This window comes from Melioribacter sp. (assembly GCF_049325435.1).
GTDB lineage: Bacteria > Bacteroidota > Ignavibacteria > Ignavibacteriales > Melioribacteraceae > Melioribacter > Melioribacter roseus.
The window spans coordinates 44,918-69,148 of sequence record NZ_JBMOLD010000010.1 but is presented as its reverse complement, the minus strand read 5'-3'; the positions used below and the strand labels follow the sequence as shown (position 1 = coordinate 69,148).

Below are 24,231 nucleotides of genomic sequence, written 5' to 3'. Positions count from 1 at the left end.
TGATACATGGATATTTTAAGTAATTTAAAACCTGCAAAAGGTTCAAACAAGAAAGAAAAAAGAATCGGGAGAGGCGAAGGCAGCGGTCACGGCGGCACTGCTACGCGCGGTATGAACGGCCAACGTTCTAGATCGGGCGCTAAGTATAAAGTATGGTTTGAAGGCGGTCAGATGCCTTTGCAACGCAGAGTGCCCAAACGCGGTTTCAAAAGTCCTTTTAAAGTAACCTATCAGGTTATTAATCTCGACCGTATTCAAAAGTTAGTCGACGATAAAAAGATAACCGAAGATGTAATTACGTCAGCGGTTTTATATCAGAACGGTTTGATTTCTAAAGCAGCTGCTCCTTATAAAATTTTGGGCAGCGGAGAAATTAAATCCAAAATTACTATCGAAGCGCATGCATTCAGCGCTTCTGCTAAACAAAAAATTGAATCAGTCGGTGGAACCATAAAAGAGATTAAAGCTTAATGGCAACTTTTCAAGAAACATTCCGGAACATATTTAAGATTCACGAGCTGAGGCAAAGGATCCTTTATACTTTAGCCCTGCTTGTGATTGTAAGAATAGGCGCTCACGTAACATTGCCGGGAATCGACTCGCATTTGCTCAGCTCGGCTATGTCGAATTCGACTTCGGACAATCTGTTCGGTCTTTACGATCTGTTCGTTGGCGGAGCGTTCAGTAACGCAGCCCTTTTCGCTCTGGGGATAATGCCCTATATTTCCGCTTCGATTATACTTCAGCTGGCGGGAGCGGTAGTGCCCTATATTCAAAAGCTCCAACGCGAAGGCGAAGAAGGCAGAAAGAAAATTACGCAGTGGACGCGTTACGGAACTGTAATCATTTCGGCTTTCCAGGCATGGGGCGTTACTATTCATCTTCTCAATATGAACTATAACGGTTCGCCGGTTGTGCCCGAAGAAATAAGAGGCATCGGCTGGACTTTCTCTACAATAGTATTCCTTGTCGCAGGCACTGTTTTTATTATGTGGCTCGGCGAACAAATTACCGACAAAGGCATAGGCAACGGCATCTCTCTTATTATTTTTATCGGAATTATCGATCGCTTTCCTTATGCTATACTTGACGAATACAGATTGTTGGCAGCAGGTCAACGTAATCTCGTAATTGAGATAGTGATACTTGCGTTTATGGTTTTAGTAATTGCCGGCGTTGTTCTCGTAACTCAGGGAACAAGACGAATTCCCGTTCAATATGCCAAAAGAGTAGTCGGAAGAAAAGTTTACGGAGGAGTTACTCAATATATTCCTTTGAGAGTGAACACTGCTGGCGTGATGCCGATTATTTTTGCTCAGTCGATTATGTTTATTCCGAGCACTCTCTTCTCGTTCTTCCCTAATAACGAGTTTATTGCGTCTATAGCCGGTTATTTTAATTACGAATCGTTTACGTACTCTTTTATATATGCTGTGATGATTGTTTTCTTTACATACTTTTATACGGCAATAGCCTTTAATCCGCAGGAAGTGGCAGAAAACATGAAAAAACAGGGCGGATTTATACCGGGTATTCGTCCGGGTAAACAAACCGCAGAATTTATTGACAACATATTAACAAAAATAACTTTACCTGGTTCTATCTTTTTGGCAATCGTAGCAATTTTACCGGCATTCGTTTCGAGGTTTGGCGTTTCGGGTAGCTTTGCTCAATTTTTCGGCGGAACCAGTTTGTTGATTATCGTAGGAGTTGCGCTCGACACTCTTCAACAAATCGAGTCGCACCTCTTGATGCGCCATTACGACGGATTCATGAAGTCGGGTAAGATAAGAGGCAGAAGATTTTAATATATTATTGTAGCGAATTGTGATTTTAATTAAGACTAAAAAAGAAATTGATTATATAAGAGAAAGTTGTCAGATTGTTGCTGAAGTTCTTCAATTACTGAAAAATTATATTAAACCGGGCGTTACAACGCTCGAGCTCGATAGAATGGCTGAGGATTATATACTCAGCAATAATGCCCGCGCGGCATTCAAAGGTTATTCGCAGGTCGGGTCGTTCGATTTTCCCGGCTCAATTTGTTCTTCGGTTGATGACGAGGTTGTTCACGGAATTCCGGGCAACAGAGTTCTTAATGAAGGCGAAATTATTTCGATCGACGTAGGCGTCGAAAAGAACGGCTTCTACGGCGACGCAGCTTTGACCGTGGCAGTCGGAAATATATCCGACGAAAAGAAAAAGTTGATGGAAGTAACCGAAAAGTCGCTCTATCTGGCCATTGAAGAAGCGCGTCCCGGAAACAGAATAGGCGATATCGGGTATGCAGTACAGTCGTACGTGGAAAGCTTTGGTTACTCGGTAGTGCGCGATTTATGCGGTCACGGCGTCGGAAAACATTTGCACGAAGACCCGCAAATTCCCAATTACGGCAAAAAGGGAAGCGGCTCTCTTTTGAAAAACGGAATGACGCTGGCAATCGAACCGATGATTAATTTAGGAACTCACAAAGTCTTTGTGGATGAAGACGGATGGACAGTCAAAACAATGGATGGTAAACCGTCGGCTCATTTTGAGCATACCATTGCAATAATAGACGGGAAACCGGAAATATTAACAAAATGCTGAAATAAAAAATGGCAAAACAAGGACCGATAAAAGTAGACGGGGTTGTAACGGAAACGTTGCCCAATGCTCATTTCAAGGTAAAGCTTGACAACGGGCACGAGATCCTTGCGCATATTTCCGGTAAGATGAGAATGCATTTTATTAAAATTCTGGTCGGGGATAAAGTCGCAGTCGAATTATCTCCTTATGATCTCAATAAAGGAAGAATAACATACAGATATAAATAACGGAGCAATCATGAAGGTAAGAGCATCTGTAAAAAAAATGTGCGACCATTGTAAGGTGATTAAAAGAAAAGGCGTAGTTCGAGTAATTTGCAAAAATCCTAAACATAAACAAAGACAAGGATAGGAGGAAAAGATTTGGCTCGTATAGCAGGAATTGATTTACCAAAGCAAAAAAAATCATATATAGGATTAACCTATATTTATGGAATAGGTCGTAGAACTGCTTTGGATATTTTGTCTAAAGCGGGCATCGATCCCGAAAAGAAAATAGCTGATTTGTCCGAGGAAGAAGTCGCTAAGATTCGTTCAATCATGACTTCCGACTATAAAGTGGAAGGCGCGCTCAGAAGCGAAGTCCAACAAAACATAAAGCGCTTGATGGATATCGGGTGCTATCGCGGACTGAGACATCGTCGCGGGTTGCCCGTAAGAGGACAAAGAACCAGAACAAATGCAAGAACCAGAAAAGGTAAAAGAAAAACAGTAGCCGGAAAGAAAAAAGCGCCGGCTAAGAAGTAATAATTAATTACGGAGATTTAAATTGGCTAAGGCAGGAAAAAAGACTAAAAAGAAAGTTCACGTTGACTCGGTCGGAGTCGCACACATCAAAGCTTCGTTTAACAACGTGATTGTTACTATAACGGATATTTACGGCAATACAATTTCATGGTCTTCTGCCGGTAAAAACGGCTTCAAAGGCTCCAGAAAAAACACTCCCTTTGCCGCCCAGGTTACCGCGGAAGCCGCCGCTAAAGAAGCTTACGACTTAGGTCTGCGCAAAGTCGACGTTTTAATTAAAGGTCCTGGCGCAGGCAGAGAAGCCGCTATCCGGGCTCTCAATACAGCGGGACTGGAAATCCTTTCGATTAAGGATATTACTCCGATTCCCCATAACGGATGCAGACCACCAAAACGTAGAAGAGTATAACAGGAGAAAATTTAGATGGCAAGATATACTGGTCCAAGTTGCAAATTATGCAGAAGAGAAAGACAAAAATTATTTCTTAAAGGTTCTAAATGCCATTCCGAGCGTTGTCCGCTCGAAAAGAAAAATTATATTCCGGGTCAGCACGGTTTGTCCCGTCGATCCAAGTTTTCCGAGTATGGCGTTCAGTTGAGAGAAAAACAAAAAGTTAAACGTATTTACGGATTGCAGGAAACGCAATTCAAGCTCTACTTCTTCAGAGCCACACGACAAAAAGGCGTTACAGGCGCCAACCTGGTAAAACTGCTCGAAAGACGACTGGACAACGTTGTTTACCGACTCGGATTTGCGCCTTCGAGAAAAGCTGCGCGGCAATTAGTGCTTCACAGGCATTTTACCGTTAACGGCAAAGTTGTCGATATTCCGTCGTACTTGCTAATGCCGGGAGACGTTATAGCCGTAAGAGAAAAGAGCAAAAAACTCGATATTATTCACGATTCGTTGAGAAGAACAAAAGATAACGCATACGGTTGGCTTTCCGTCGACAAAGCTTCGCTCTCGGGTACTTTTATGAACATCCCCGAAAGAGAAGATATACCGTTGAATGCCAATGAACAATTAATTGTCGAATTGTATTCTAAGTAATTTTATAATAATAGAGGATATATTAAATGAGCTATCCGTTAATTAAAATGCCCGATGGCGTAGTACAAGAAGAATCCTCAAAAAGCGCTACATTCGGAAGATTTACTATTCAACCTTTAGAGAGAGGATTTGGCGTTACATTAGGAAATTCGTTGAGAAGGGTATTATTATCCTCGCTTCCGGGAGCCGCAATTACTGCCGTTAAAATAGAAGGCGTCCTTCACGAATTCTCTACTATTCCGGGAGTTCAGGAAGACGTTACCGAAATTATCCTGAATCTCAAAAAAGTTCGTATGAGACTTCTCGATAAAAAGGCAACCGGTTGCCAAGTTACAGTTACCGGCGAAGGCAATTTCAAAGCGGCTGATATTCAAAAAGCTTGTCCCGAAGTTGAAATTCTTAACCCCGATTTACATATCGCTCACTTAAATAAAGACACTCAGTTAAACCTCGAACTTCGTTTCGGTATTGGCAAAGGTTATGTCCCCGCTCAGGAACAAAAAACTCCGGATATGACTATCGGCACAATTCCGATCGATTCGATTTATACGCCGATTGTTAACGTAAGATACGACGTTGAAAACGTTCGTATAGGCGAACGCAACGACTACGAAAAGCTTACTCTCGAAATTACAACAGACGGTTCTATTACTCCTGAAGAAGCCCTTTCCACTTCGGGCAAAATCTTGAGAGACCATATTCAGATGTTCATTAATTTCGAAACCGAACCCGAAGAAGTAAAAGAAGAAGCCGAAAGAGACGAAGAATCGGAAAGATTGAGAAAAATTCTTTCGACCAGCGTTGACGATCTCGAACTGAGCGTAAGGTCTCATAATTGTCTTAAAACCGCCAATATAAAGACATTAGGCGATTTAGTGCGCCGCGACGAAAACGAAATGCTCCGTTTCAGAAATTTCGGACGCAAATCGTTGGCTGAATTGAAAGAAATTGTTGAAAACTACGGACTCCATTTCGGTATGGACGTCGATAAATATTTGTCTGAAAAACCCGATAAAAAATAATCATTAACACTGCGAAGGTTCAATAATGAGACACAGAGTAAAAGGAAGAAAATTAAAAAGAACGTCGGAACACAGACTGGCTACTTTGAGAAATTTAGCTACTTCTCTGCTGAAACATAAAAAAATCAAAACTACTCTGGCAAAAGCCAAAGAGTTGCGCGTTTTTGTCGAACCGATTATTACAAAAGCCAAAGTCGACTCGGTTGCAAACCGCAGATACGTGGCTGCCGATATCAAGGATAAAGAAGTTGTAAAGGAACTCTTTACAGCTATTATTCCTAAAATAGGCGACAGACCCGGCGGCTATACCAGAATAATCAAACTGGGTCAACGCAAAGGCGACGGCGCCGAACTGGCTTATATCGAATTGGTTGACTATAGCGACGTTGTAAAAGAAACAGCTCCAAAAAAGAAACAAGAAGAAAAGGCAAAGGTAGAAGAAACCAAGGCGGAAGAAGTTAAAACAGAAGAAGCAAAAGAAGAAACGGAAACAGAAGCAGATTCCGAAGTAAGCCAGGAACCCAAAGCCGAAGCCAAAGAAGAAAGCGAATCCAAGGAAGAAGAATCTTCATCGGAAGATAATAAAGAAGAAAAATAATCGATTCCCTTTTCGAATTTTAGACGCGTCCGGATCTCCGATCGGTTTCCGGACGTTTCTTTTTTAAATCTATTATGAACTTATGAAAAAAATAGAATTTGTAGCCTCGGCTTTCAATATGAACGAGATACCGAAAGACGACTTGCCGTGCGCTGTGCTTTGCGGCAGGTCGAATGTGGGAAAATCTTCGTTTATTAACGCTTTGTTCTCTCCTTTGAAAGTCGCGCGAACAAGTTCCACTCCCGGTAAAACGCGTTCTATCAACTATTATCTCGTCGAAAGAAAATTTTATCTGGTAGATTTGCCGGGTTTCGGCTACGCTAAGGTCTCAAAAAGCGAGAAGAATTATTGGGAACTTCTCATTACAAATTACTTCGACACAAATAACAATATTTCGACTGTATTTCATTTGATAGACGCCCGCCACAAACCGCAACCGCTCGATTTAATGCTAAACGAATTTGTGCGCTCCAGAGAGTTGCCGTATTTCCTGATTTTGAGCAAAACCGATAAACTGAAGCAATCGGAAATTGCCGGCGCAAAGAAAGATGTTATTGAAGTATTTCCCGAAATTATTTTCGGAACAAACGCTTTCCTCTTTTCGGCGGTAAAACATACGGGCAAAAAAGAAATAATAAAACTGCTTTCTTCGCTCTACTTATCATGAAAATTTCACAAAACTTTATTATTATTGAATCGAAATTGTAAACATTCTGAGTGGAGAGATGGGTCTATCGTCAAAGTACAAAAAAAGAATTCTGATTTTTATGTTAATACCCATCCTTCTGACCATCCTTTTTCTTTCCGACGATTTTCTGACAAGAATAATAACCAGCGTAATCTTAGTTATTTACATCGGCTTTATTATATTTCTGCGCGATTCCTCAAGCCGACGGGCCGAAACCGAGCCCGACGTACCAGAACTCGAGCCTTTGACAGACGATAAATCGGAAGCGGATCAAAGTTATCAAACCGACGAGGGCGAAGAGTTTAAGATTGTTTCGCCCGTGAAAAATATAGAAGTTTTGACCGCCGAAAACATGGGCGCGTATTTCCCTCGCACCGGCAACAGGGAAGTTTTTAAGCCTTCCGACTTTAAAGAAAATTTTCAAAAAATCGCATTCGAAGAACTGCCGAAAGACGTCAGCCACGACGAGCAATTCGGATTTTTACTAGAAAAAATATTGAGCGTGCTTAAAGAAGCGTTCCTTGCGCACACGGCGGCGTTTTTCTGGTACAATAAGAAAAGACAACGGCTGACTCTCGAACGCTATGTCTCGAGTTCATCCGCAATTACTCGTCAAAAATTCGACCTCGAAGACGACATACTCGGTAAAATTATCCAGAACGAGGAACCCGAATTGCTGACCGATATTACTTCGAACGCGGAGGCAGACGTCATACGTTACTACAACGCGCCTCAAGGTATTAAGAGTTTTGTAGGCGTGCCTCTCTTCTACGGAAAAAATCTGACCGGCCTTCTCGTGCTCGATTCAAAGGTAAAAGACGCTTTCGGCATCGAACAGATATATTCGCTTGGAAAAATAGTTAGAGTTATTTCGATAATAATATCGCTCTTCGAAGATAAATTCTCGGAATCACAAGCCGAGCAGCGGCTTAAAGCTCTTACGGAAATATTGGAAAAGGACAGAAAGTTCGAATCGGAAGAAGACATTTTCGAAATGCTCGACAAGACCGTCGAAAAATTACTCGATTGGGATGTTTTTACGTTTGTTATTTATAATCCGCTCGAACAAAAATTTAAAACTTCCCGCATTATCAATAAGACTTCTTTGAAATACGTAGGCGAGAATCTCGAAGTGGAACTCAAAGACACTCTGGTAGGAAAATCAATTATGAGTTCCATCCCCGTTAAAATCGACGATACTACTCAAACCGATATTCCCCGATTCAACAGAAACGAGGACGTCAGTTTCGACGGTACCTTTTTGGCTATACCGTTGATATACGACGAGCAAAATTACGGAGTGCTGTGTTTCGAAAGTCTTAAAAAGAATTATTATTCGAACAGCGAAGTAACCTTCGTAAAAAATGCGACTAAAATTTTTGCCTTCATTCTGTATTCTCATGCATCGATAAATGTTTTGAAAAGTCTGTTGGCTCACGATGTCGAAACAAAAGTTTTGAACTATCAGTCGTTTATCGAACGGTTGACTACGGATTTGGTGCGTAGCAAAGAGCTCGAGCTTCCCGGCGCATTGGCGCTTATCAAAATTGACGATTTTATCGAAGAAGATTCGCTCTTCGACGGCAATCCGTTCCCGAAAGTTTTAAAAGCGATAGCGCAAATGATTCGGGATGAAATGACGCCGATGAATTTAATAGGACGTTTGAGCGAGCGGGTATTCGCAGTCTACTTTTTTAATACGGCTCCGAAAGACGTATTCCTTTGGGCTGAAAAACTGCGCATTAAAGTTGCGCGTAAGCCGATTTCTGTAGTGTCGAAACAGACTACTTTTACAATCTCGGTAGGCGTGGCTACGACAACGAACAAAACCGACGTGGACGAAATTTTAACTAACGCCGAATTGGCGCTCAATAAAGCCCTCGAAAAAGGAGGGAATACAGTCAAAAGTTTGTGACAGTTTGTGAATAATTTTATTGTAATAGTTCTAGACGGAGTCGGCATCGGAGAACTGCCAGACGCCGATAAATACGGCGACAGGGGCAGTAATACTTTGGCTAATATGGCTGAATACCTGGGCGGATTGTTTTTACCGAATTTGCAGAAACTCGGATTGGGTAATATCGCCTCTATCAGAGGTATAGACCCCGTTGAAAAACCATTGGCTTCTTTTGGCAAAATGAATGAAGTATCCGTAGGTAAAGATTCCACTACCGGACATTGGGAATTGGGCGGGCTTCATATCGATAAAGAATTTCCGCTCTATCCACGAGGTTTTCCGCAAAGCATAATCGATAAATTCATTAAAGAAACCGGAGTCAAAGGCGCTCTCGGCAATATACCCTCCTCCGGCACGGAAATTATAGAAAGACTTGGAGAAGAGCATTTAAAAACTTCATACCCGATTGTTTATACATCCGCCGATTCCGTATTTCAAATTGCAGCTCATGAAGAAATTATTCCGCTGGAAAGGCTCTATGAAATATGTGAAATAGCGCGGAACAAAGTATTGACCGGAGATAATGCCGTCGCTAGGGTAATAGCCCGTCCTTTTATCGGAAAGCCGGGTAAGTTTAGGCGCACTACAAACAGAAAAGATTTTTCTCTCGATCCGTTCGGGTATACTATACTCGATTATCTGTATCATAATAATGTGAATACGATTGCCATCGGTAAAATAAACGATTTGTTTAATTACCGGGGAATCAAAACGGGTTATAAGACAAAGTCAAACGCCGAAGGGATGGATAAACTGCTACAGGTCTGTTCGCAAGACGTTTCCTCTTTTATATTTGTTAACCTTGTCGATTTCGACGTGTATTACGGCCATCGCAACGATCCGCTGGGTTTTGCCGGGGCGTTGAAAGAATTTGACGATTTTTTGCCGTCTTTATTGAATAAAATGGATGGAAGCGACAGATTGATATTAACCGCCGACCACGGTAACGACCCGACTACTCCGAGCACCGACCACAGCAGGGAATATGTTCCTTTGCTTTTTTATTCAAAAGAAGAACCGTCTCGCAATTTCGGCATTAGAAATACTTTTGCGGACGTTGCTCAAACTGTCGCTCATTATTTTAAAGTTAATAACGATTTGAAAGGAAATAGCTTTTTATATGGATAAAGATAACTTGACTGAAATCATTTCATTTAAAGCGCGTCTTGAGGAAAACAATAGCGTAACTTTACCCGACGCTGCTGTCGACAAAATTAAAAATAATAATATCAAAGAATTTTACGTATCTATATTTTACGACGCAAGACAGACGGCTATACTCGATGGATTCTCTGCGGAGCTGATAGATACAATTAAAAATACGCAGGGAATACCGTATTCGTCGGTCTATGATTTTTTGAAGGTTAAAGGAATTTTGAAACAAGAGAACTTCGGAAAGGGATTTATTTGGTATTAATATGGAAAACAAAAAACATGAATATTTAATAGAAACGGAGATATTGATAGAATACCTTGAGTCCGACTCGGGAGAAAGAACGGCGCTTGAAATGCTTATGGAGAGGGGACTTTGTTTTACAACCGTAATAAATTCCGCCGAACTTTTTTTCAACGCTAACAACGAAACCCGGAACGAAGCGGTTCAGCGTCTGCTTACGTCGCTTAAAGTGCTCGGCTTAAATTCGAGATACAGTTTGAACATTTCAAAATTTTTTAATAAAGTTGCAGGCGTTCGTGAAGCTTTAATCTGTTCTGTGGCGTTAAACAATAATTTACCGCTGGTTACAAGGCAGAAAGAAAAGTATTTGAAGTCCGGAGTCGAAATAATTGACCCGGAGGAAATTAAAACAGGGAGGTAGTTCTGGTACTCGGAAAGGTAATTGGAACAGTCTGGTCAACCCGCAAGGACGAAAATTTGGTAGGCGCAAAGTTTTTGATCGTCCGTGAATTGAATCTCGATTTGACTCCAAAATCTTCAACGGTAATAGCTGTCGATTCCGTGGGCGCGGGAATTGGCGAAACTGTTTTGGTGGCTCAGGGCAGTTCGGCAAGGCAAACTACTTTTACAAAGAACAAACCGGTCGACGCTGTTATAATGGCTATTGTAGATAAACTTGACGTCGCAATTAACGATAATAAGTAGGTATTATTTAATGCACCTGGGAAAAGTGATCGGAACAATCTGGGCTACTCGAAAGTATGACGCCGTCGCAGGTTATAAGATGCAGTTGGTTCAGCCGGTCAACTGTGATTTGGAAAAGATCGGCAGTCCGATTATTGCGCTCGATACGGTGGGCGCAGGACCGGGGGAAGTTATTTTTTACGTTACGGCCAGCGAAGCGGTAATCCCGCTCGATGTGGAGATGGCTCCTGTAGACGCTTCGATTGTCGGCATCGTGGATTCCATTAATACAGAAAAATAGATAGGGGAGAGGAACCTTGAAAATCACAAAACAATTTACAAACCGTGAAAGTCTTTCTCTCGATAAATATCTGCAGGAAATAGGCAAAGTTGAATTACTTACTCCAGAAGACGAAATTGAACTGGCTATTAAAATAAAAAAAGGCGATCAGAAAGCTCTGGAAAAACTCGTCAAGGCAAACTTGAGATTCGTCGTCTCGGTTGCAAAACAGTATCAAAACCAGGGACTGTCGCTCGGTGATTTGATAAACGAAGGCAATCTGGGATTGATTAAAGCTGCAAAACGTTTCGACGAAACCCGCGGTTTTAAATTTATTTCATATGCGGTTTGGTGGATCCGTCAATCGATTCTTCAGGCGCTTGCCGAACAGTCGAGAATCGTTCGTCTTCCGCTCAACAGGGTAGGCGCGCTTAATAAAATCGGTAAAGCCTACAGCAATCTGGTACAGGAATTCGAAAGGGAACCCAACGCCGAAGAGCTCGCCGAACAGTTGAATATGGACGTTTCCGAAGTAGCCGACGCAATTAAAAATGCCGGCAGACACATTTCGATGGATGCGCCTTTCAGCCAGGGCGAAGAAAACAGTTTGCTCGACGTACTGCCCAACGACGAAGTGCCATCGCCGGACCAAACTTTGATGTCGGAATCCCTGAAAAAAGAAATCGAAAGAGCGTTATCAACCTTAACCGACAGAGAAGCAGAGGTCATAAAACTCTATTTCGGACTGAACGGCGAGCATTCCCTGACGCTCGAAGAGATTGGCGAAAAGTTCAATCTTACGCGGGAAAGAGTCCGTCAAATTAAGGAAAAAGCTATCCGACGTCTCAGACATACGTCCAGGAGTAAAAACCTAAGAGCATATCTGGGATAAAACTCGGATGCCCGTAAAAATAGCAATATCTCTTTTACTCATTTCATTTATCCTGATAACAGGATGCTCTTCCACTTCTTCCTCGGTCAGGTATAACAAACCGAAAGAAAAAAAGGAAGAAGCGAACCGTACCCCCAGATTTACTTCCGAAGATAACTTTAAAAGCGACACGTTAAATTATAAAGCCCCCGTTCCGGATTCCGAAGTTTCTGAGTTCGATGAATTGCCGGAAGAAATCAATTCCATTAATAAAGAAGAATTTATAGAGGAATACAGAACTACGGTAAGCTCCGGCGCGCCTCTTTCGTTCAGGGAAAAATTGCTTCTCGAAGTAATAAAGTATATCGACGCTCCTTATAAGTACGGCGGAAATACGGATAAAGGCATTGATTGCTCTGCGTTTACCAAGCATATATTGAGCGCCTTTTCCGTAGATTTGCCCCGCACTGCAAAAGAACAATTTGCCGCAGGTGCAAGCGTCGATGAAAACGAATTAAAATTCGGCGACCTGGTATTTTTCGATACTTCCAAACGAAGTTATCCAGGACATGTGGGAATTTATCTCGGGAACCGGGAATTCGTTCATTCGAGCAGAACCCTGGGCGTTACCATCTCTTCATTGGACGAAGATTATTACAAGAAAAGATTTATAGGAGCCCGCCGTTTTCCGCTATCCAGGTAACGGTTTTAACGATTGCATTAATTTATTCATTCCATTAATTTGTGACATACAATCTAATTTAACGGAGTCAAAGATGGATTACAGAATTGAAACCGACAGCATGGGGGAAATTAAAGTTCCCGCAGACAAATATTACGGAGCGCAGACTGCAAGGTCGTTACAAAATTTTAAAATCGGGGGCGAAAGATTTCCTTTCGAATTGATAAGAGCCCTTGCAATTGTTAAGAAAGCAGCCGCATTGACAAATAACGAGTTGGGACTTTTACCGGAGGAAAAGAAAGACCTGATAATTAAAGCCGCCGACGAAGTGATCGAGGGAAAATTGAACGAACACTTTCCGCTGGTGGTATGGCAAACCGGCAGCGGTACGCAGACCAACATGAATGTAAACGAAGTGATTTCTAATCGCGCTATTGAAATTGCCGGAGGAAAACTCGGCAGCAAAACTCCCATACATCCCAATGACGACGTTAACAAATCCCAATCCACGAACGACGCATTCCCGACGGCTATTCACATTGCGGCAGTTGAAGAAATTCACCGCCGTCTGATTCCCATGATAACAAAATTAAGAGACGCGCTGCAGGAAAAGGCGAAAGAGTTCTCATCGATAATTAAAATCGGTAGGACGCATCTGATGGACGCAACGCCGTTGACATTGGGACAGGAGTTTTCCGGATACGCGCAACAATTAACCAACGGACTGGCAAGAATAAACGACGCTTTGAATCGCCTTTACGAAGTACCTCTTGGAGGAACGGCCGTGGGCACCGGATTGAATACACATCCTGATTATGCGGTTAAAGCGGCGCAAAAAATTTCGGAGCTTACAGGCAAACCTTTCCGTACGGCGCCGAATAAATTCGAAGCTATGGCGGGTAAAGACGCCCTTGTGGAATTAAGCGGAGTTCTGAAAACAATAGCGGCTTCTTTAATGAAAATTGCAAACGACGTTCGCTGGCTCGGCTCCGGACCACGCTGCGGAATCGGCGAAATTGTTTTACCCGCGAACGAACCCGGCAGTTCAATTATGCCAGGCAAAGTAAATCCCACTCAATCCGAAGCCATGACGATGGTTTGTACGCAGGTATTCGGCAACGACGTTACGATAAACTTCGCAGGCGCCAGCGGTAATTTTGAACTGAATGTCTTTATGCCTGTTATTGCTTTCAATATACTGCAATCGATACGGCTAATCGCCGATGCGTGCGAGAGCTTTACGGATAATTGCGTGGTAGGAATAAAACCGAACCGGGAAGTAATTAACAAGCATTTGAATAATTCGCTTATGCTTGTTACGGCGCTGAATCCCGTTATCGGATACGACAACGCCGCCAAAGTTGCAAAGAAAGCATATGCCGAAAACAAAACCCTTAAACAAGCCGCCGTTGAACTGGGATTGCTTACGGAAGAGGAATTCGACAAATTCGTTAGACCGGAAAATATGGTCGGCCCGAACAAAAAATAATTTGTAGGGAAAATGAGGCTGCCCTGCAATTCTAATGGGCGGCCTTTCTTATTATGAAAGAAACCATATTAAATATTTATGTCGAAATAGAAAACAAGGACGTAGTCGGATTTAAGGCGATTTCGTACGAAGTCGAAGGCTCGGACGCCGACAAAATAAATTTTCTTAAACGTCAGGCAAAAAGCGATTACATGCGCGCCGTCCGTTTCGAAGCGCCCGTTAATGAAAAGGGTGAATTTATTTCCTACAGAAAATTTTCCCGTCTCGAATCCAAAGGTTATCATTACAAATTGTACGAAGAAATTTTTGACTATTTCGAAACGCCGGACAACCCTTTGATATGCGTTACTCCGGTACTCGACGGAAAAATATTAGCGGATTAAATTAGATATTTAATTGCAACGAACCCGCCTATTAACAATACGGTGAAAAGAATAGCTAGTGTGTTGAAATATTTATCGATAAAAGTTCTTATCTGCTCGCCGAATTTCCATATAAGTCCAGCAACCAGAAAGAAACGAAGTCCTCTGCCTACAACCGAGGCTGTGATAAAAAGGAGAAAGTTTATATCGAATGCTCCGCCGGAGATTGTAAAAACTTTATAAGGTATGGGAGTAAAACCTGCGGTAAAAATAATCCAGAAATTCCACTCGTTATAGAGGTTGCGTACATTAAAAAATAATTCTTTCGTAAAGCCGGGTACGTTAGCAAAAAAGAAGTTGGCTAAAGCCGAAAAATTTTCAGGAGAATCCCACCATAAGTAGTGGCCGATACCGAATCCGGCGGTGGCTCCGGCTACCGAAGCGGCAGTACAAATTAAAGCAAACTTGAACGCTTTTTCTCTTGAACCGAGTACGAGAGCTATCAGAAGCGCGTCGGGCGGTATAGGAAAAAATGACGCTTCGGCAAAAGCCAATACAAACAATGCCGCGGCTCCGTACTGTGTCTCCGACCAGTGAAGCACCCAATCGTATAGTTTTCTTAAAAATTGCATACTGTATTTATTTTAATCCGTAATTATAGCAAAAATATCGTCAGGATAAAATCGAAATGAGCGCTCGCTCTTTTTCGATTGCCTTTTTTATTTTGTCAGTTTATCTTGTATAAAACATTTTAGGGAGATGATATGCCTATTATTAAAGATTTTAAAACAATTCCTGAATTATTTCATATCATAGCGGTTGAATTTGGCAAAGGGAAAGACAAACCTGCCTTGAAATACAAAGACAAAGATAAATGGATCGACATAAAGTACGATCAACTGTATGAAAAAACGGAATTGTTGGCTTGCGGATTGGCTTCGATGGGAGTAAAAAAAGACGATAAAGTTGCGATTATTTCAGAAAACCGACCTGAATGGGTCTATGCGGATATGGCTATCCTGGGCCTCGGGGCTATCGACGTTCCTTTGTATCCCATATCGACTTCCGATTCTATCGAGTTTATTCTCAATAATTCGGAAGCGGTAGGCATCTTTGTCTCCAATAAATTTCATCTCAACAAAATTTTGAAGATAAAGGACAAGTGTAAACACCTCAAGTTTATTATAGTAATGAACAACGCCGAAAAATCGCCGGACAAGGGAGTTTACGCTTTTGAAGATATTCTGAATATGGGTAAAGAATTTCGCAAAGAAAATCCCGGATATTTTAAGGATAAGAGCGAACTTGTAGAGGAAAATCAACTTTGTACGATTATTTATACTTCGGGTACTACCGGCGAGCCTAAAGGCGTTATGCTTACTCATAAAAATATTGTATCTAATATCAAAGCCGCTCATGAAATTTTCGATATTGACGAAACAGACACATTCCTGTCGTTCCTTCCGCTGTGTCATATATTCGAAAGAATGGCTGGGTATTATACGGCATTTTCGTGCGGCGGAACTATTGCATATGCGGAATCGATTGAAAAAATCGCATCGAACATGCTCGAAATACGACCGACTATTATGACGGCAGTGCCGCGATTATTCGAAAGAATGTATACTAAAATCAAAAGAAATATCGAAAGTCAATCCGAAAAGAAACAGAAAATATTTAATTGGGCAATCGAAACCGGAAAAGAATATCAATTGGCAAGAAAGTCCGGCCAACCGATTCCCGTTTCATTGACTCTGAAGCATAAACTTGCCGACAAGCTTGTGCTCTCTAAGCTGCGCGAAAGAACAGGCGGAAGAATGAGGTTCTTTATATCGGGCGGCGCGGCTTTAGCCAGGGAACTGGGAATATTTTTCGAAGCCGCCGGCATTCTCATAATCGAAGGATACGGATTGACGGAATCGTCTCCCGTAATTGCGGCTAACAGATTAAACGACTATAAATTCGGAACCGTGGGGAAGCCTATGCCGGGCGTCGAAGTGAAAATTGCTAAAGACGGGGAGATACTGGCTCACGGTCCGAATATTATGCAGGGATATTATAAAAATAAAAAAGAAACGGAGGAGACGATTAAAGACGGCTGGCTCCATACAGGCGATATAGGCGTCTTTGACGCTGAAGGCTTTTTGATTATTACGGACAGAAAAAAGCACTTGTTCAAAACCAGTCAGGGTAAATATGTGGCTCCGACTCCGATAGAAAGCATGTTTCTTGCAAGTAAATATATCGAACAATTTGTAATCATCGGCGACCGCAGGATGTTTATCACAGCTCTGATAGTTCCCGATTTCGAAGCTCTGAAAGAATACGCCGACGCCAACAGAATACAGTATAAAGATGAAAAAGAACTCGTTAAAATGAAACAAATTTATGAATTGCTCGACAAGGAGCTTGAACAATTCCAGAAAAAACTTTCGTCGTTCGAAAAGGTGCGCAAATTTACTCTGCTCGATAAACCCTTTACGATAGAAGACGGCGAGCTTACGCCGTCGTTAAAAGTTAAAAGAAAAGTAATAGAAGAAAGATATCGCGATTTAATCGACGAAATGTATAAAGGTTTGGAAGGATAATTCATTCTTCGATTTATAAAATTAACCTCGGCGCCCGGTGGTCTAAATCACCGGGCAATTTATATCGCAAATCATTTTAGAGCGCAGCCTGCCGCAATTCTTATTCTGGGAAATTTCTTATATTTGTCTTCAATCATAAATAAAAATGAGTGAAAAATTGAAAAAAGAAAAGGTGCTGGTTACGTCGGCTCTGCCTTATGCCAATGGCAGAATTCATCTGGGTCATTTGAGCGGAGCTTATTTACCTGCCGATATTTATGTCCGTTACAAACGACTCAAAGGCGACGATGTGATTTATATCTGCGGTTCGGATGAGCACGGCGTGCCTATAACTATTACTGCGGATAAAGAAAAAGTTAGTCCGAAAGTAATTATCGACAGATATCATGAGCTGAATAAACAGGCGTTCGAAAAATTCGGTATGAGTTTCGATATCTATTCGAGAACCAGCATACCGATTCACCATAAAACGGCGCAGGAATTTTTCAAATGCTTTTACGACAACGGACTGCTCGTCGAAAAAAAATCGATGCAGTTTTACGATCCGAAAGCCAAAATGTTTTTGCCCGACCGGTATGTGGAAGGCACATGTCCGAAATGCGGCAATGAAGAAGCCAGAAGCGACGAGTGCGAAAAATGCGGCTCGTTGTATGAACCATCGGAGTTGAAAAATCCCAAAAGCAAAATTACAGGCGAAACGCCAGTTTTGAAAGAAACTTCGCACTGGTATTTCCCTCTGGGTAAGTTTCAGGAACGTCTTGAAAAATATATCGACGAGATGAACAAAAAATACGGCTGGAAAGAAAATGTGCTTCAATATTGCCGCGGTTGGTTTAAAGACGGATTGAAAGACAGGGCGGTAACCCGTGACCTCGACTGGGGCGTCAAAGTTCCATTGGAAAATGCCGAAGGAAAAGTAATCTACGTATGGTTCGAAGCTGTCCTCGGTTATATCTCGGCGACCAAGGAACTCTCGGAAAAAAGAAATCAACCGGATCTGTGGAAAAATTACTGGCAGAATCCCGATACAAAATATGTCGCTTTCATTGGAAAAGATAACATCGTCTTTCATACAATAATTTTCCCGGCTATGTTGATGGCATGGAACGATTACAATGAAGACAAATATATTCTGCCGCAAAACGTTCCGGCTAACGAATTCCTTAATTTCGAAAGTAAGAAGTTTTCAAAATCGAGAGGCTGGGGTGTCGACGTTCTGGAATTCCTCGATATGTTTCCTCCGGATCCTTTGAGATATACGTTGGCTGCAAACCTGCCGGAAAACAAGGACACCGATTTTTATTGGAAGGAATTTCAGTCGCGTAATAACGGCGAACTTGCAGACATTCTGGGAAATTTCATTAATCGTACGTTTACTTTTGCCTTCAAACATTTCGAAGGAAAAGTTCCTCCTGTTAATGAACTTCTGGATATCGACAGAGAAATGATAGAACTTGTTAAAAATTATCCCGCAAAGGTCGGCGAGTTAATCGAGAGATATAAAATTAAAGACGCCGTATTTGAAATGATGAGTTTGGCAAGAGCGGCAAACAAATATTTCAACGATTCCGAACCCTGGATTACGGTCAAGAAAGACAAAAACAGATGCGCTACGACGATTAATATTTGTCTTAATACAATCTACACACTGGCGGAAATATTTGAACCGGTAATTCCATTTACGTCTCAAAAAATATTCAATATGCTCGACGTCGAAAGAGCTCCCTGGTATGAAGCCGGTCAATTCCGTCTCGAACCGGGTAAGGAATTGAAGAAACCCGAAATACTCTTTACTAAAATTGAAGACAAAATTATCGACGAACAGATTTCCAAACTCGATGAGGAAGAACCTGTAAAAGATGACGAATTGATTTCCATAGACGACTTTAAAAAAATTAAACTGATGGCAGCCAGAGTTATCGAAGCCGAAAAAGTGCCGAAGAGCGACAAGCTCCTTAAATTAAAATTGAATACCGGCGACGGCGAACGGCAGGTGGTGGCGGGAATTGCTAAAAGCTACAGCCCTGAAGAATTGATTGGGAAGAACCTGTTGATAGTCGGAAATCTGAAACCGGCGAAGCTTTTCGGAATCGAGTCGCAAGGAATGATTCTGGCGCTCGATACGGACGAAAAAGACAAAGTGAAAATCGTAGAAATAGATTCTTCCGTTTCACCGGGACGCCTTGCTAAATAATATTATGGATTATTGATATGAAGGCGGGCAAAGAGGCGAAGGCGAGGAACAAGACTATTATCCTTGATAATGAAGACATAAATCTTTATTCGAAAAAACTTATTAGACTCGACTCGAATACGGACGTAAATTCGTTGATTAACAAAACGATAAACCAGGATTTTTTCGAAGCGGTTAAATATTTACCCGGAGAATTTGTAGACCTTCTTATACTCGATCCGCCGTATAATTTGAATAAATCGTTCAATTCTATAAAGTTTACTTCGAGAAGCATCGATAAATATTCCGAGTGGATCGATAAAATTATTACCGCTCTTAAACCGTCCCTGAAAAAAAGCGCATCGATATACTTCTGCGGCGACTGGTACACTTCGATATCCATTTCTAATGTTCTCACTAGGCATTTTATTGTGCGTAACAGAATCACATGGGAAAGAGAGAAAGGGCGGGGGTCGTTAAGAAACTGGAAAAATAATTCCGAAGATATCTGGTTTTGCACAATGTCTGATAAATATAAATTCAATATAAACGCAGTTAAACTGATTAAAAAAGTAATTGCTCCCTACAGGGATGCGAACGGATTGCCAAAGGACTGGATTGAAGTAGAAAACGGGAATTACAGATTGACGCATCCTTCCAATATCTGGACTGACATATCGGTGCCTTTTTGGTCGATGTCGGAAAATACCGAGCATCCCACTCAAAAACCCGAGAAGTTAATAGCTAAATTGATTTTAGCCAGCAGCGACGAAAACGATATTGTGTTCGATCCTTTTACAGGTTCCGGCACCACGTCGGTCGTTGCAAAAAAACTGGGCAGAAAATATGTGGGTATCGAAGCTGATAATTATTTCGCTTGCCTTACCGAAAAGCGATTGGAATTAGCAGAAACAAATTCCGATATTCAAGGTTATAATTATGGTTATTTCTGGGAACGTAATACCAAGCCGTTTCCAATCAATTTGAATGTTAAAAAGAAGCGTTAAAAATAACGGGAGGAATCTCATGTCGTCAAAATTCGTCAAAATTCTGAGTCTGATTTTCATTATTGTAATATCTGCATGTTCTGCTCAAAATTCCAAAATAGTAGTTGCCGAATTCGGCGACAACGAAATTACGCTGGATGAATTTCAAAAAGCTTACGAAAAAAATGCCGCGCTTGAAAAAGACGCCGGTGACTCGCTCGACAGTTATAAAAATTTCCTCGACCTTTATGTCAATTACAGAATGAAATTAAGAGACGCCTGGGTAAGAGGCTATTATCAAGACGAAGATTTGCAAAAGGAATTGACGGATTACAAAGTTAATATCGGCGCTGCGCTCTATTATGAAAATGAAATTATTAAGCCCGGTATTGAAAGGCTTTACGATAAAAGAAAAAACGAATTTAAAGTCGCTCATATAATGCTCGTACCCGACTCGGGTAAAACCGTAGAAGACATAATCGCGCTCGGTAAAGAATTAATACGAAGAATTAATAATGGCGAGGATTTTGCCGCTTTGGCAAATGCGTATTCAAAAGATAAATTTACGAATAATAAAGGCGGTGTAATCGGATACATTACGGCGGGCGACATTCCGTTCCCCGAAATCGAAGACGCTATATATGCGACTGCGCCCGGCTCGGTTTATCCCGAACCGGTAAAATCGAATTTTGCTTATCATGTTCTGAAGATTCTCGAAAAACAGCCCCGCCGCTATATGATAAGAATTCGACATATCATGGCTTCCGTAATGGACTCCAACGAAGTTGTCGATACGGCAGCTTCTTATAATAAAATTCTCGAAGTGAATGAGAAGTTGAACAACGGCGGCGATTTTGAAGAACTTGCACGCGAATATTCTGACGATAAATTCAGTTCGAAAAGAGGGGGCGACCTCGGTTTCATTGCGAGAGGGAGAATGGTAAGAGAATTCGAAGACGCAGCTTTTCAATTGAAAGTGGGCGAGCGTTCTCCGATTGTCAAAACACGATTCGGCTATCATATAATCGAAGCTACCGACGAAAAACCGACGCCGCCGATTGACGAAATTAAAGAAGAGTTGAAAAACATTTATCAAAAAACTCGCTATAATTACGATAAGAGTAAATTTATCGACAGCCTGAAACAAAAAGCAGGATTTACAATCGTGCAGTCTACAATCGACAAAATTTTGGAAAACGTCGATTCGATGAAAATGGGAGACGACTACTGGACTTGCAAAATCCATAACGAATTCGGCAATATGCCCGTTTTCAAACTTAACGGTAGAGACGTTATCGTCGATTCATTGTTCAACTTTATGATAACTAAAAAGAAAATTACGAGAGGAAAAGTAGGCGAAACCATAATAGATAATTCTATTGACGAATATTCCGACGAACTTGCAGTGCGGGACGAAGTGATGAATTACGATAAGGTGAATGCTCAATTTGCTTCTTTGATGGATGAATACGAGAAAGGCGTCTATTTATTTAAGATACTTGACGAAGAAGTCTGGTCGAAAGTTAATATCGACAGCACAATGGCAAAAAATTATTATGAGAAGAACAAGGAAAACTTTAAACTGAACGACCGGGTTCAATATAAGCAAATACAGGTTAGGTCTGATTCGCTTGCAAATGTTATTTACGGAGAGTTAGTATCAGGAGCGGATTTCGATTCGCTAGCTTCCAAGTATACCCGTTCAACAATCGTATCGGAATTGGTCGAAGTTAAAAACGACGGAAGTCTGCCGGACAAGGCTCTCGAACTCGGAGAGGTCGGTAAAATTTCCGAACCGTTTAAATTCAAAGGCAACTGGGTGATTTTGAAATTAATAAAACATGAACCCGCGAGAATTAAAACGTTTGACGAAGCGCGCAACGAAATTACGGGCATTCTGCAGGAAAAAGAAAGCAAACGTCTTGAAAACGAATATATAGAAAGATTGAAAAAATTGTATCATCCGGAATATCATTATGACAAACTCGCTGAAATTGTTAAAAAATAGCGCGTATATTGCTGCATTGCTGACGCTGTTGTTAGTCGCGTGCGAACAAAAAAGAGAAATTGGCGACGAAGTGGTGCGCATAGACGACGCTGTATTGACTGAAGAAGATATAGAAAAGGAGATTGGAGAAGGCGCCTCAAGGTCAATGTATCGGGAGCAATTTATTAACGACTGGATCGAAAAAGAAGTGCTCTACCGAAAAGCAATTGAGGAAGGCGTTACAGAATCCGATTATTATGTCGGATTAATAGACAATTCAAAAAAAGAACTTGCAGGCGCCATACTAATTGAAAAATACTTGAAAGAAAATCCGGTTAATATTGAAGAAAATGATTTGATCGATTTTTACGATAAATACAAACAAGATTTTGTCCTTCAACAGGATGCGTACATACTGAATTATATTTCGTTTAATAATTCCGAAAGCGCGCGGGAATTCAGAAGAATTTTGATTGAAAGCGATTGGAACAGAGCTCTCAACGTTTTTCGGGATAACAAATCAATTATTGAAAATGAAACCGACAAACTTTTTTATGATTATCAAATAACCCCGGTTGCTCTCAATCGCATTGTCAAAAATCTCTATGAAAATGAAGTCAGCGTAGTAACGGAAGTTAATCCGGGTAAATATGTCGTTGCGCAGTTCTTAAAAAAATATGAAAAAGGAACTCTGCCGGAATACCGAATAGTAAAGGATGTCGTTTATGAAAGGTATAGACAGTACAAGCAGAAAGAAAAAATAAAAGAATACATTGAACGGTTAGTTATGGAAACCGAAATTAAAAGGGAATCAGAATGAAAAAAATATTTTTGTTTTTTTTGCTCGCATCGGGAATTTATGCGCAGCAAACTATCGATAGAATCGTGGCGGTAGTGGATAACGATATAATACTCCAATCGGAATTGGAATTTCGCGCAAACGTAGAAGCGGCGCAAAGACAATTGCCTCAGATCGATTCGACATTGCTCAGAAACGTTTTAATCCGTATGGTCGAAGAAAAATTATTATACGCTCAGGCAGAACTCGATTCGGTTGTAGTCTCCGACGACCAGGTAAAAAGTCAGCTCGATTATCAAATCAATTATTTTATTCAACAATACGGTTCGCAGGAAAAACTCGAAGAAGCTTACGGTATGCCGGTCGAAAAAATTAAAAGAGTTCTGAGAGACGACACCAGAAAGAATCTTATGGCTCAGATGTTGCAGCAAAAAAAATTCGGAGAAATTCAGGTTTCGCGTAAAGAAGTTGAAGATTTTTATGAAGTCTACAAAGATTCGCTCGGGATGGTGCCGGAGAAATTCGAGCTGGCGCATATTTTCCAGAATCCTAAAACCGGGGAGCAAACAAAAAAGCGCGCGTACGAATTCGCCAGGTCGTTGCTCGACAGCTTGATTCAAGGAGCCGATTTTGCGTATTTGGCAAGAAAGTATTCCGACGATCCCGGAAGCGCATCTGAGGGGGGCGACCTCGGCTATGTTAAACGCGGCGTTTTCTATCCTCAATTCGAGGCGGCTGCATTTTCACTCGCTCCCAATCAAATTTCCGATATCGTCGAAACTCCCGTCGGTTATCATATTATTCAACTCCTCGACAGAAGAGGCGAGTCGATCCACGTACGACATATTCTCGTAAAATTGAAAGCCGACGACGAAGCCGATCTGAAAGCTATCGAATTTCTTAACGAAATCCGCGACAGTATTTTAGCGGGTCATAATACATTCGAATATTACGCAAAAAAATACAGCGACGATAAAGAAAGCGCAAAGTTCGGAGGCAAACTCGGTATTTTCGAAGCCAGTCAGCTCGATAAATCTTTGCTCGATTTAATTTATAAAATGAAAGAAGGCGATATCTCTTACCCTAAAAGAATGGAGCTTGATCCCACTTCTTACGGTTATCATATCGTTAAGTTGATCCGGAGAATACCTCAGCACAAACCGAATCTCGAACAGGATTATGACGAATTGAAACGATTGGCCGAATATTATAAAAGACAAAAGATATATAACGAATGGATGCAGGAGATTAAAAAAAGAATCTACTGGGAAATAAGACTATAG

Annotated in this window: 28 protein-coding genes; 27 read left to right on the top strand and 1 reads right to left on the bottom strand. The window is 41.4% G+C overall.

Going from position 1 to position 24,231, the window contains the following annotated elements; translation table 11 throughout:
* Positions 1-6 precede the first annotated feature (6 nt).
* The 21 genes from rplO (at position 7) to ACOYVE_RS06905 (ending at position 14,436) form a co-directional block, all read left to right on the top strand.
* Positions 7-471 (top strand): 50S ribosomal protein L15, encoded by a 465-nt coding sequence (gene rplO / locus ACOYVE_RS07005; protein ID WP_422881393.1) that lies wholly within the window; start codon positions 7-9, stop codon positions 469-471.
* Entirely contained in the window at positions 471-1,808 is a 1,338-nt protein-coding gene (secY, locus tag ACOYVE_RS07000) for a preprotein translocase subunit SecY (RefSeq protein ID WP_014854877.1), read from the top strand. Before rplO ends, secY begins: the two co-directional genes overlap by 1 nt.
* Before the next feature lie 19 nt (positions 1,809-1,827).
* On the top strand, positions 1,828-2,589 hold the full coding sequence (gene map / locus ACOYVE_RS06995) for a type I methionyl aminopeptidase (protein ID WP_014854876.1): 762 nt from the start codon (positions 1,828-1,830) through the stop codon (positions 2,587-2,589).
* An 8-nt stretch (positions 2,590-2,597) separates the two neighbouring features.
* Complete coding sequence (gene infA / locus ACOYVE_RS06990; protein WP_014854875.1) at positions 2,598-2,816, top strand: translation initiation factor IF-1; 219 nt, start codon at positions 2,598-2,600, stop codon at positions 2,814-2,816.
* Between the two features lie 10 nt (positions 2,817-2,826).
* On the top strand, positions 2,827-2,940 hold the full coding sequence (gene rpmJ, locus ACOYVE_RS06985; protein ID WP_014854874.1) for a 50S ribosomal protein L36: 114 nt from the start codon (positions 2,827-2,829) through the stop codon (positions 2,938-2,940).
* 11 nt (positions 2,941-2,951) lie between these two features.
* The gene (gene rpsM, locus ACOYVE_RS06980) at positions 2,952-3,335 is read left to right on the top strand and encodes a 30S ribosomal protein S13 (protein ID WP_014854873.1); all 384 of its coding nucleotides are present in this window, start codon (positions 2,952-2,954) and stop codon (positions 3,333-3,335) included.
* A gap of 22 nt (positions 3,336-3,357) precedes the next feature.
* Positions 3,358-3,744 carry a 30S ribosomal protein S11 gene (gene rpsK / locus ACOYVE_RS06975; RefSeq protein WP_014854872.1) on the top strand — a complete coding sequence of 129 codons (387 nt, stop codon included), beginning with the start codon at positions 3,358-3,360 and terminating at the stop codon, positions 3,742-3,744.
* A gap of 15 nt (positions 3,745-3,759) precedes the next feature.
* Positions 3,760-4,386 carry a 30S ribosomal protein S4 gene (gene rpsD / locus ACOYVE_RS06970; protein WP_422881389.1) on the top strand — a complete coding sequence of 209 codons (627 nt, stop codon included), beginning with the start codon at positions 3,760-3,762 and terminating at the stop codon, positions 4,384-4,386.
* A gap of 26 nt (positions 4,387-4,412) precedes the next feature.
* On the top strand, positions 4,413-5,408 hold the full coding sequence (locus tag ACOYVE_RS06965) for a DNA-directed RNA polymerase subunit alpha (RefSeq protein ID WP_014854870.1): 996 nt from the start codon (positions 4,413-4,415) through the stop codon (positions 5,406-5,408).
* 25 nt (positions 5,409-5,433) lie between these two features.
* Positions 5,434-6,006: a 50S ribosomal protein L17 gene (gene rplQ, locus ACOYVE_RS06960; protein ID WP_014854869.1), complete on the top strand. Its 573-nt coding sequence runs from the start codon at positions 5,434-5,436 to the stop codon at positions 6,004-6,006.
* An 82-nt stretch (positions 6,007-6,088) separates the two neighbouring features.
* The gene (gene yihA, locus ACOYVE_RS06955; protein ID WP_014854868.1) at positions 6,089-6,673 is read left to right on the top strand and encodes a ribosome biogenesis GTP-binding protein YihA/YsxC; all 585 of its coding nucleotides are present in this window, start codon (positions 6,089-6,091) and stop codon (positions 6,671-6,673) included.
* Positions 6,674-6,731: 58 nt separating this feature from the next.
* A complete protein-coding gene (locus ACOYVE_RS06950) occupies positions 6,732-8,609 on the top strand; it encodes a GAF domain-containing protein (protein WP_014854867.1) in 1,878 nt (625 codons plus the stop codon).
* A 6-nt stretch (positions 8,610-8,615) separates the two neighbouring features.
* Complete coding sequence (locus tag ACOYVE_RS06945; protein WP_014854866.1) at positions 8,616-9,779, top strand: phosphopentomutase; 1,164 nt, start codon at positions 8,616-8,618, stop codon at positions 9,777-9,779.
* A complete protein-coding gene (locus tag ACOYVE_RS06940; RefSeq protein ID WP_014854865.1) occupies positions 9,772-10,068 on the top strand; it encodes a hypothetical protein in 297 nt (98 codons plus the stop codon). The genes ACOYVE_RS06945 and ACOYVE_RS06940 overlap by 8 nt, the downstream gene beginning before the upstream one ends.
* Position 10,069: 1 nt before the next feature.
* Positions 10,070-10,468 carry a PIN domain-containing protein gene (locus tag ACOYVE_RS06935; protein ID WP_014854864.1) on the top strand — a complete coding sequence of 133 codons (399 nt, stop codon included), beginning with the start codon at positions 10,070-10,072 and terminating at the stop codon, positions 10,466-10,468.
* A 2-nt stretch (positions 10,469-10,470) separates the two neighbouring features.
* Positions 10,471-10,752 carry a EutN/CcmL family microcompartment protein gene (locus ACOYVE_RS06930; protein WP_041355679.1) on the top strand — a complete coding sequence of 94 codons (282 nt, stop codon included), beginning with the start codon at positions 10,471-10,473 and terminating at the stop codon, positions 10,750-10,752.
* Between the two features lie 10 nt (positions 10,753-10,762).
* Positions 10,763-11,032 carry a EutN/CcmL family microcompartment protein gene (locus ACOYVE_RS06925; protein WP_014854862.1) on the top strand — a complete coding sequence of 90 codons (270 nt, stop codon included), beginning with the start codon at positions 10,763-10,765 and terminating at the stop codon, positions 11,030-11,032.
* Positions 11,033-11,048: 16 nt separating this feature from the next.
* On the top strand, positions 11,049-11,903 hold the full coding sequence (locus tag ACOYVE_RS06920; RefSeq protein ID WP_014854861.1) for a sigma-70 family RNA polymerase sigma factor: 855 nt from the start codon (positions 11,049-11,051) through the stop codon (positions 11,901-11,903).
* Between the two features lie 7 nt (positions 11,904-11,910).
* On the top strand, positions 11,911-12,585 hold the full coding sequence (locus ACOYVE_RS06915; protein WP_014854860.1) for a C40 family peptidase: 675 nt from the start codon (positions 11,911-11,913) through the stop codon (positions 12,583-12,585).
* Positions 12,586-12,658: 73 nt separating this feature from the next.
* Positions 12,659-14,053, top strand: coding sequence for a class II fumarate hydratase (gene fumC, locus ACOYVE_RS06910; RefSeq protein WP_422881384.1), 1,395 nt, complete (start codon positions 12,659-12,661; stop codon positions 14,051-14,053).
* A 53-nt stretch (positions 14,054-14,106) separates the two neighbouring features.
* On the top strand, positions 14,107-14,436 hold the full coding sequence (locus ACOYVE_RS06905) for a hypothetical protein (RefSeq protein WP_014854858.1): 330 nt from the start codon (positions 14,107-14,109) through the stop codon (positions 14,434-14,436).
* Here ACOYVE_RS06905 and ACOYVE_RS06900 read toward each other — a convergent pair.
* Complete coding sequence (locus ACOYVE_RS06900; protein ID WP_422881382.1) at positions 14,433-15,047, bottom strand: YqaA family protein; 615 nt, start codon at positions 15,045-15,047, stop codon at positions 14,433-14,435. The genes ACOYVE_RS06905 and ACOYVE_RS06900 overlap by 4 nt on opposite strands.
* Before the next feature lie 132 nt (positions 15,048-15,179).
* On the opposite strand from ACOYVE_RS06900, the gene ACOYVE_RS06895 reads away from it, so the two are divergent.
* The 6 genes from ACOYVE_RS06895 (at position 15,180) to ACOYVE_RS06870 (ending at position 24,231) form a co-directional block, all read left to right on the top strand.
* Complete coding sequence (locus ACOYVE_RS06895; protein WP_422881380.1) at positions 15,180-17,003, top strand: AMP-dependent synthetase/ligase; 1,824 nt, start codon at positions 15,180-15,182, stop codon at positions 17,001-17,003.
* 145 nt (positions 17,004-17,148) lie between these two features.
* On the top strand, positions 17,149-19,197 hold the full coding sequence (gene metG / locus ACOYVE_RS06890; RefSeq protein ID WP_422881378.1) for a methionine--tRNA ligase: 2,049 nt from the start codon (positions 17,149-17,151) through the stop codon (positions 19,195-19,197).
* Positions 19,198-19,214: 17 nt separating this feature from the next.
* Positions 19,215-20,183 carry a DNA-methyltransferase gene (locus ACOYVE_RS06885; RefSeq protein WP_014854854.1) on the top strand — a complete coding sequence of 323 codons (969 nt, stop codon included), beginning with the start codon at positions 19,215-19,217 and terminating at the stop codon, positions 20,181-20,183.
* A 19-nt stretch (positions 20,184-20,202) separates the two neighbouring features.
* The gene (locus ACOYVE_RS06880) at positions 20,203-22,170 is read left to right on the top strand and encodes a peptidylprolyl isomerase (protein WP_422881375.1); all 1,968 of its coding nucleotides are present in this window, start codon (positions 20,203-20,205) and stop codon (positions 22,168-22,170) included.
* Positions 22,139-22,969 (top strand): hypothetical protein, encoded by an 831-nt coding sequence (locus tag ACOYVE_RS06875; RefSeq protein ID WP_422881373.1) that lies wholly within the window; start codon positions 22,139-22,141, stop codon positions 22,967-22,969. Before ACOYVE_RS06880 ends, ACOYVE_RS06875 begins: the two co-directional genes overlap by 32 nt.
* Positions 22,966-24,231: a peptidylprolyl isomerase gene (locus ACOYVE_RS06870; protein ID WP_014854851.1), complete on the top strand. Its 1,266-nt coding sequence runs from the start codon at positions 22,966-22,968 to the stop codon at positions 24,229-24,231. Before ACOYVE_RS06875 ends, ACOYVE_RS06870 begins: the two co-directional genes overlap by 4 nt.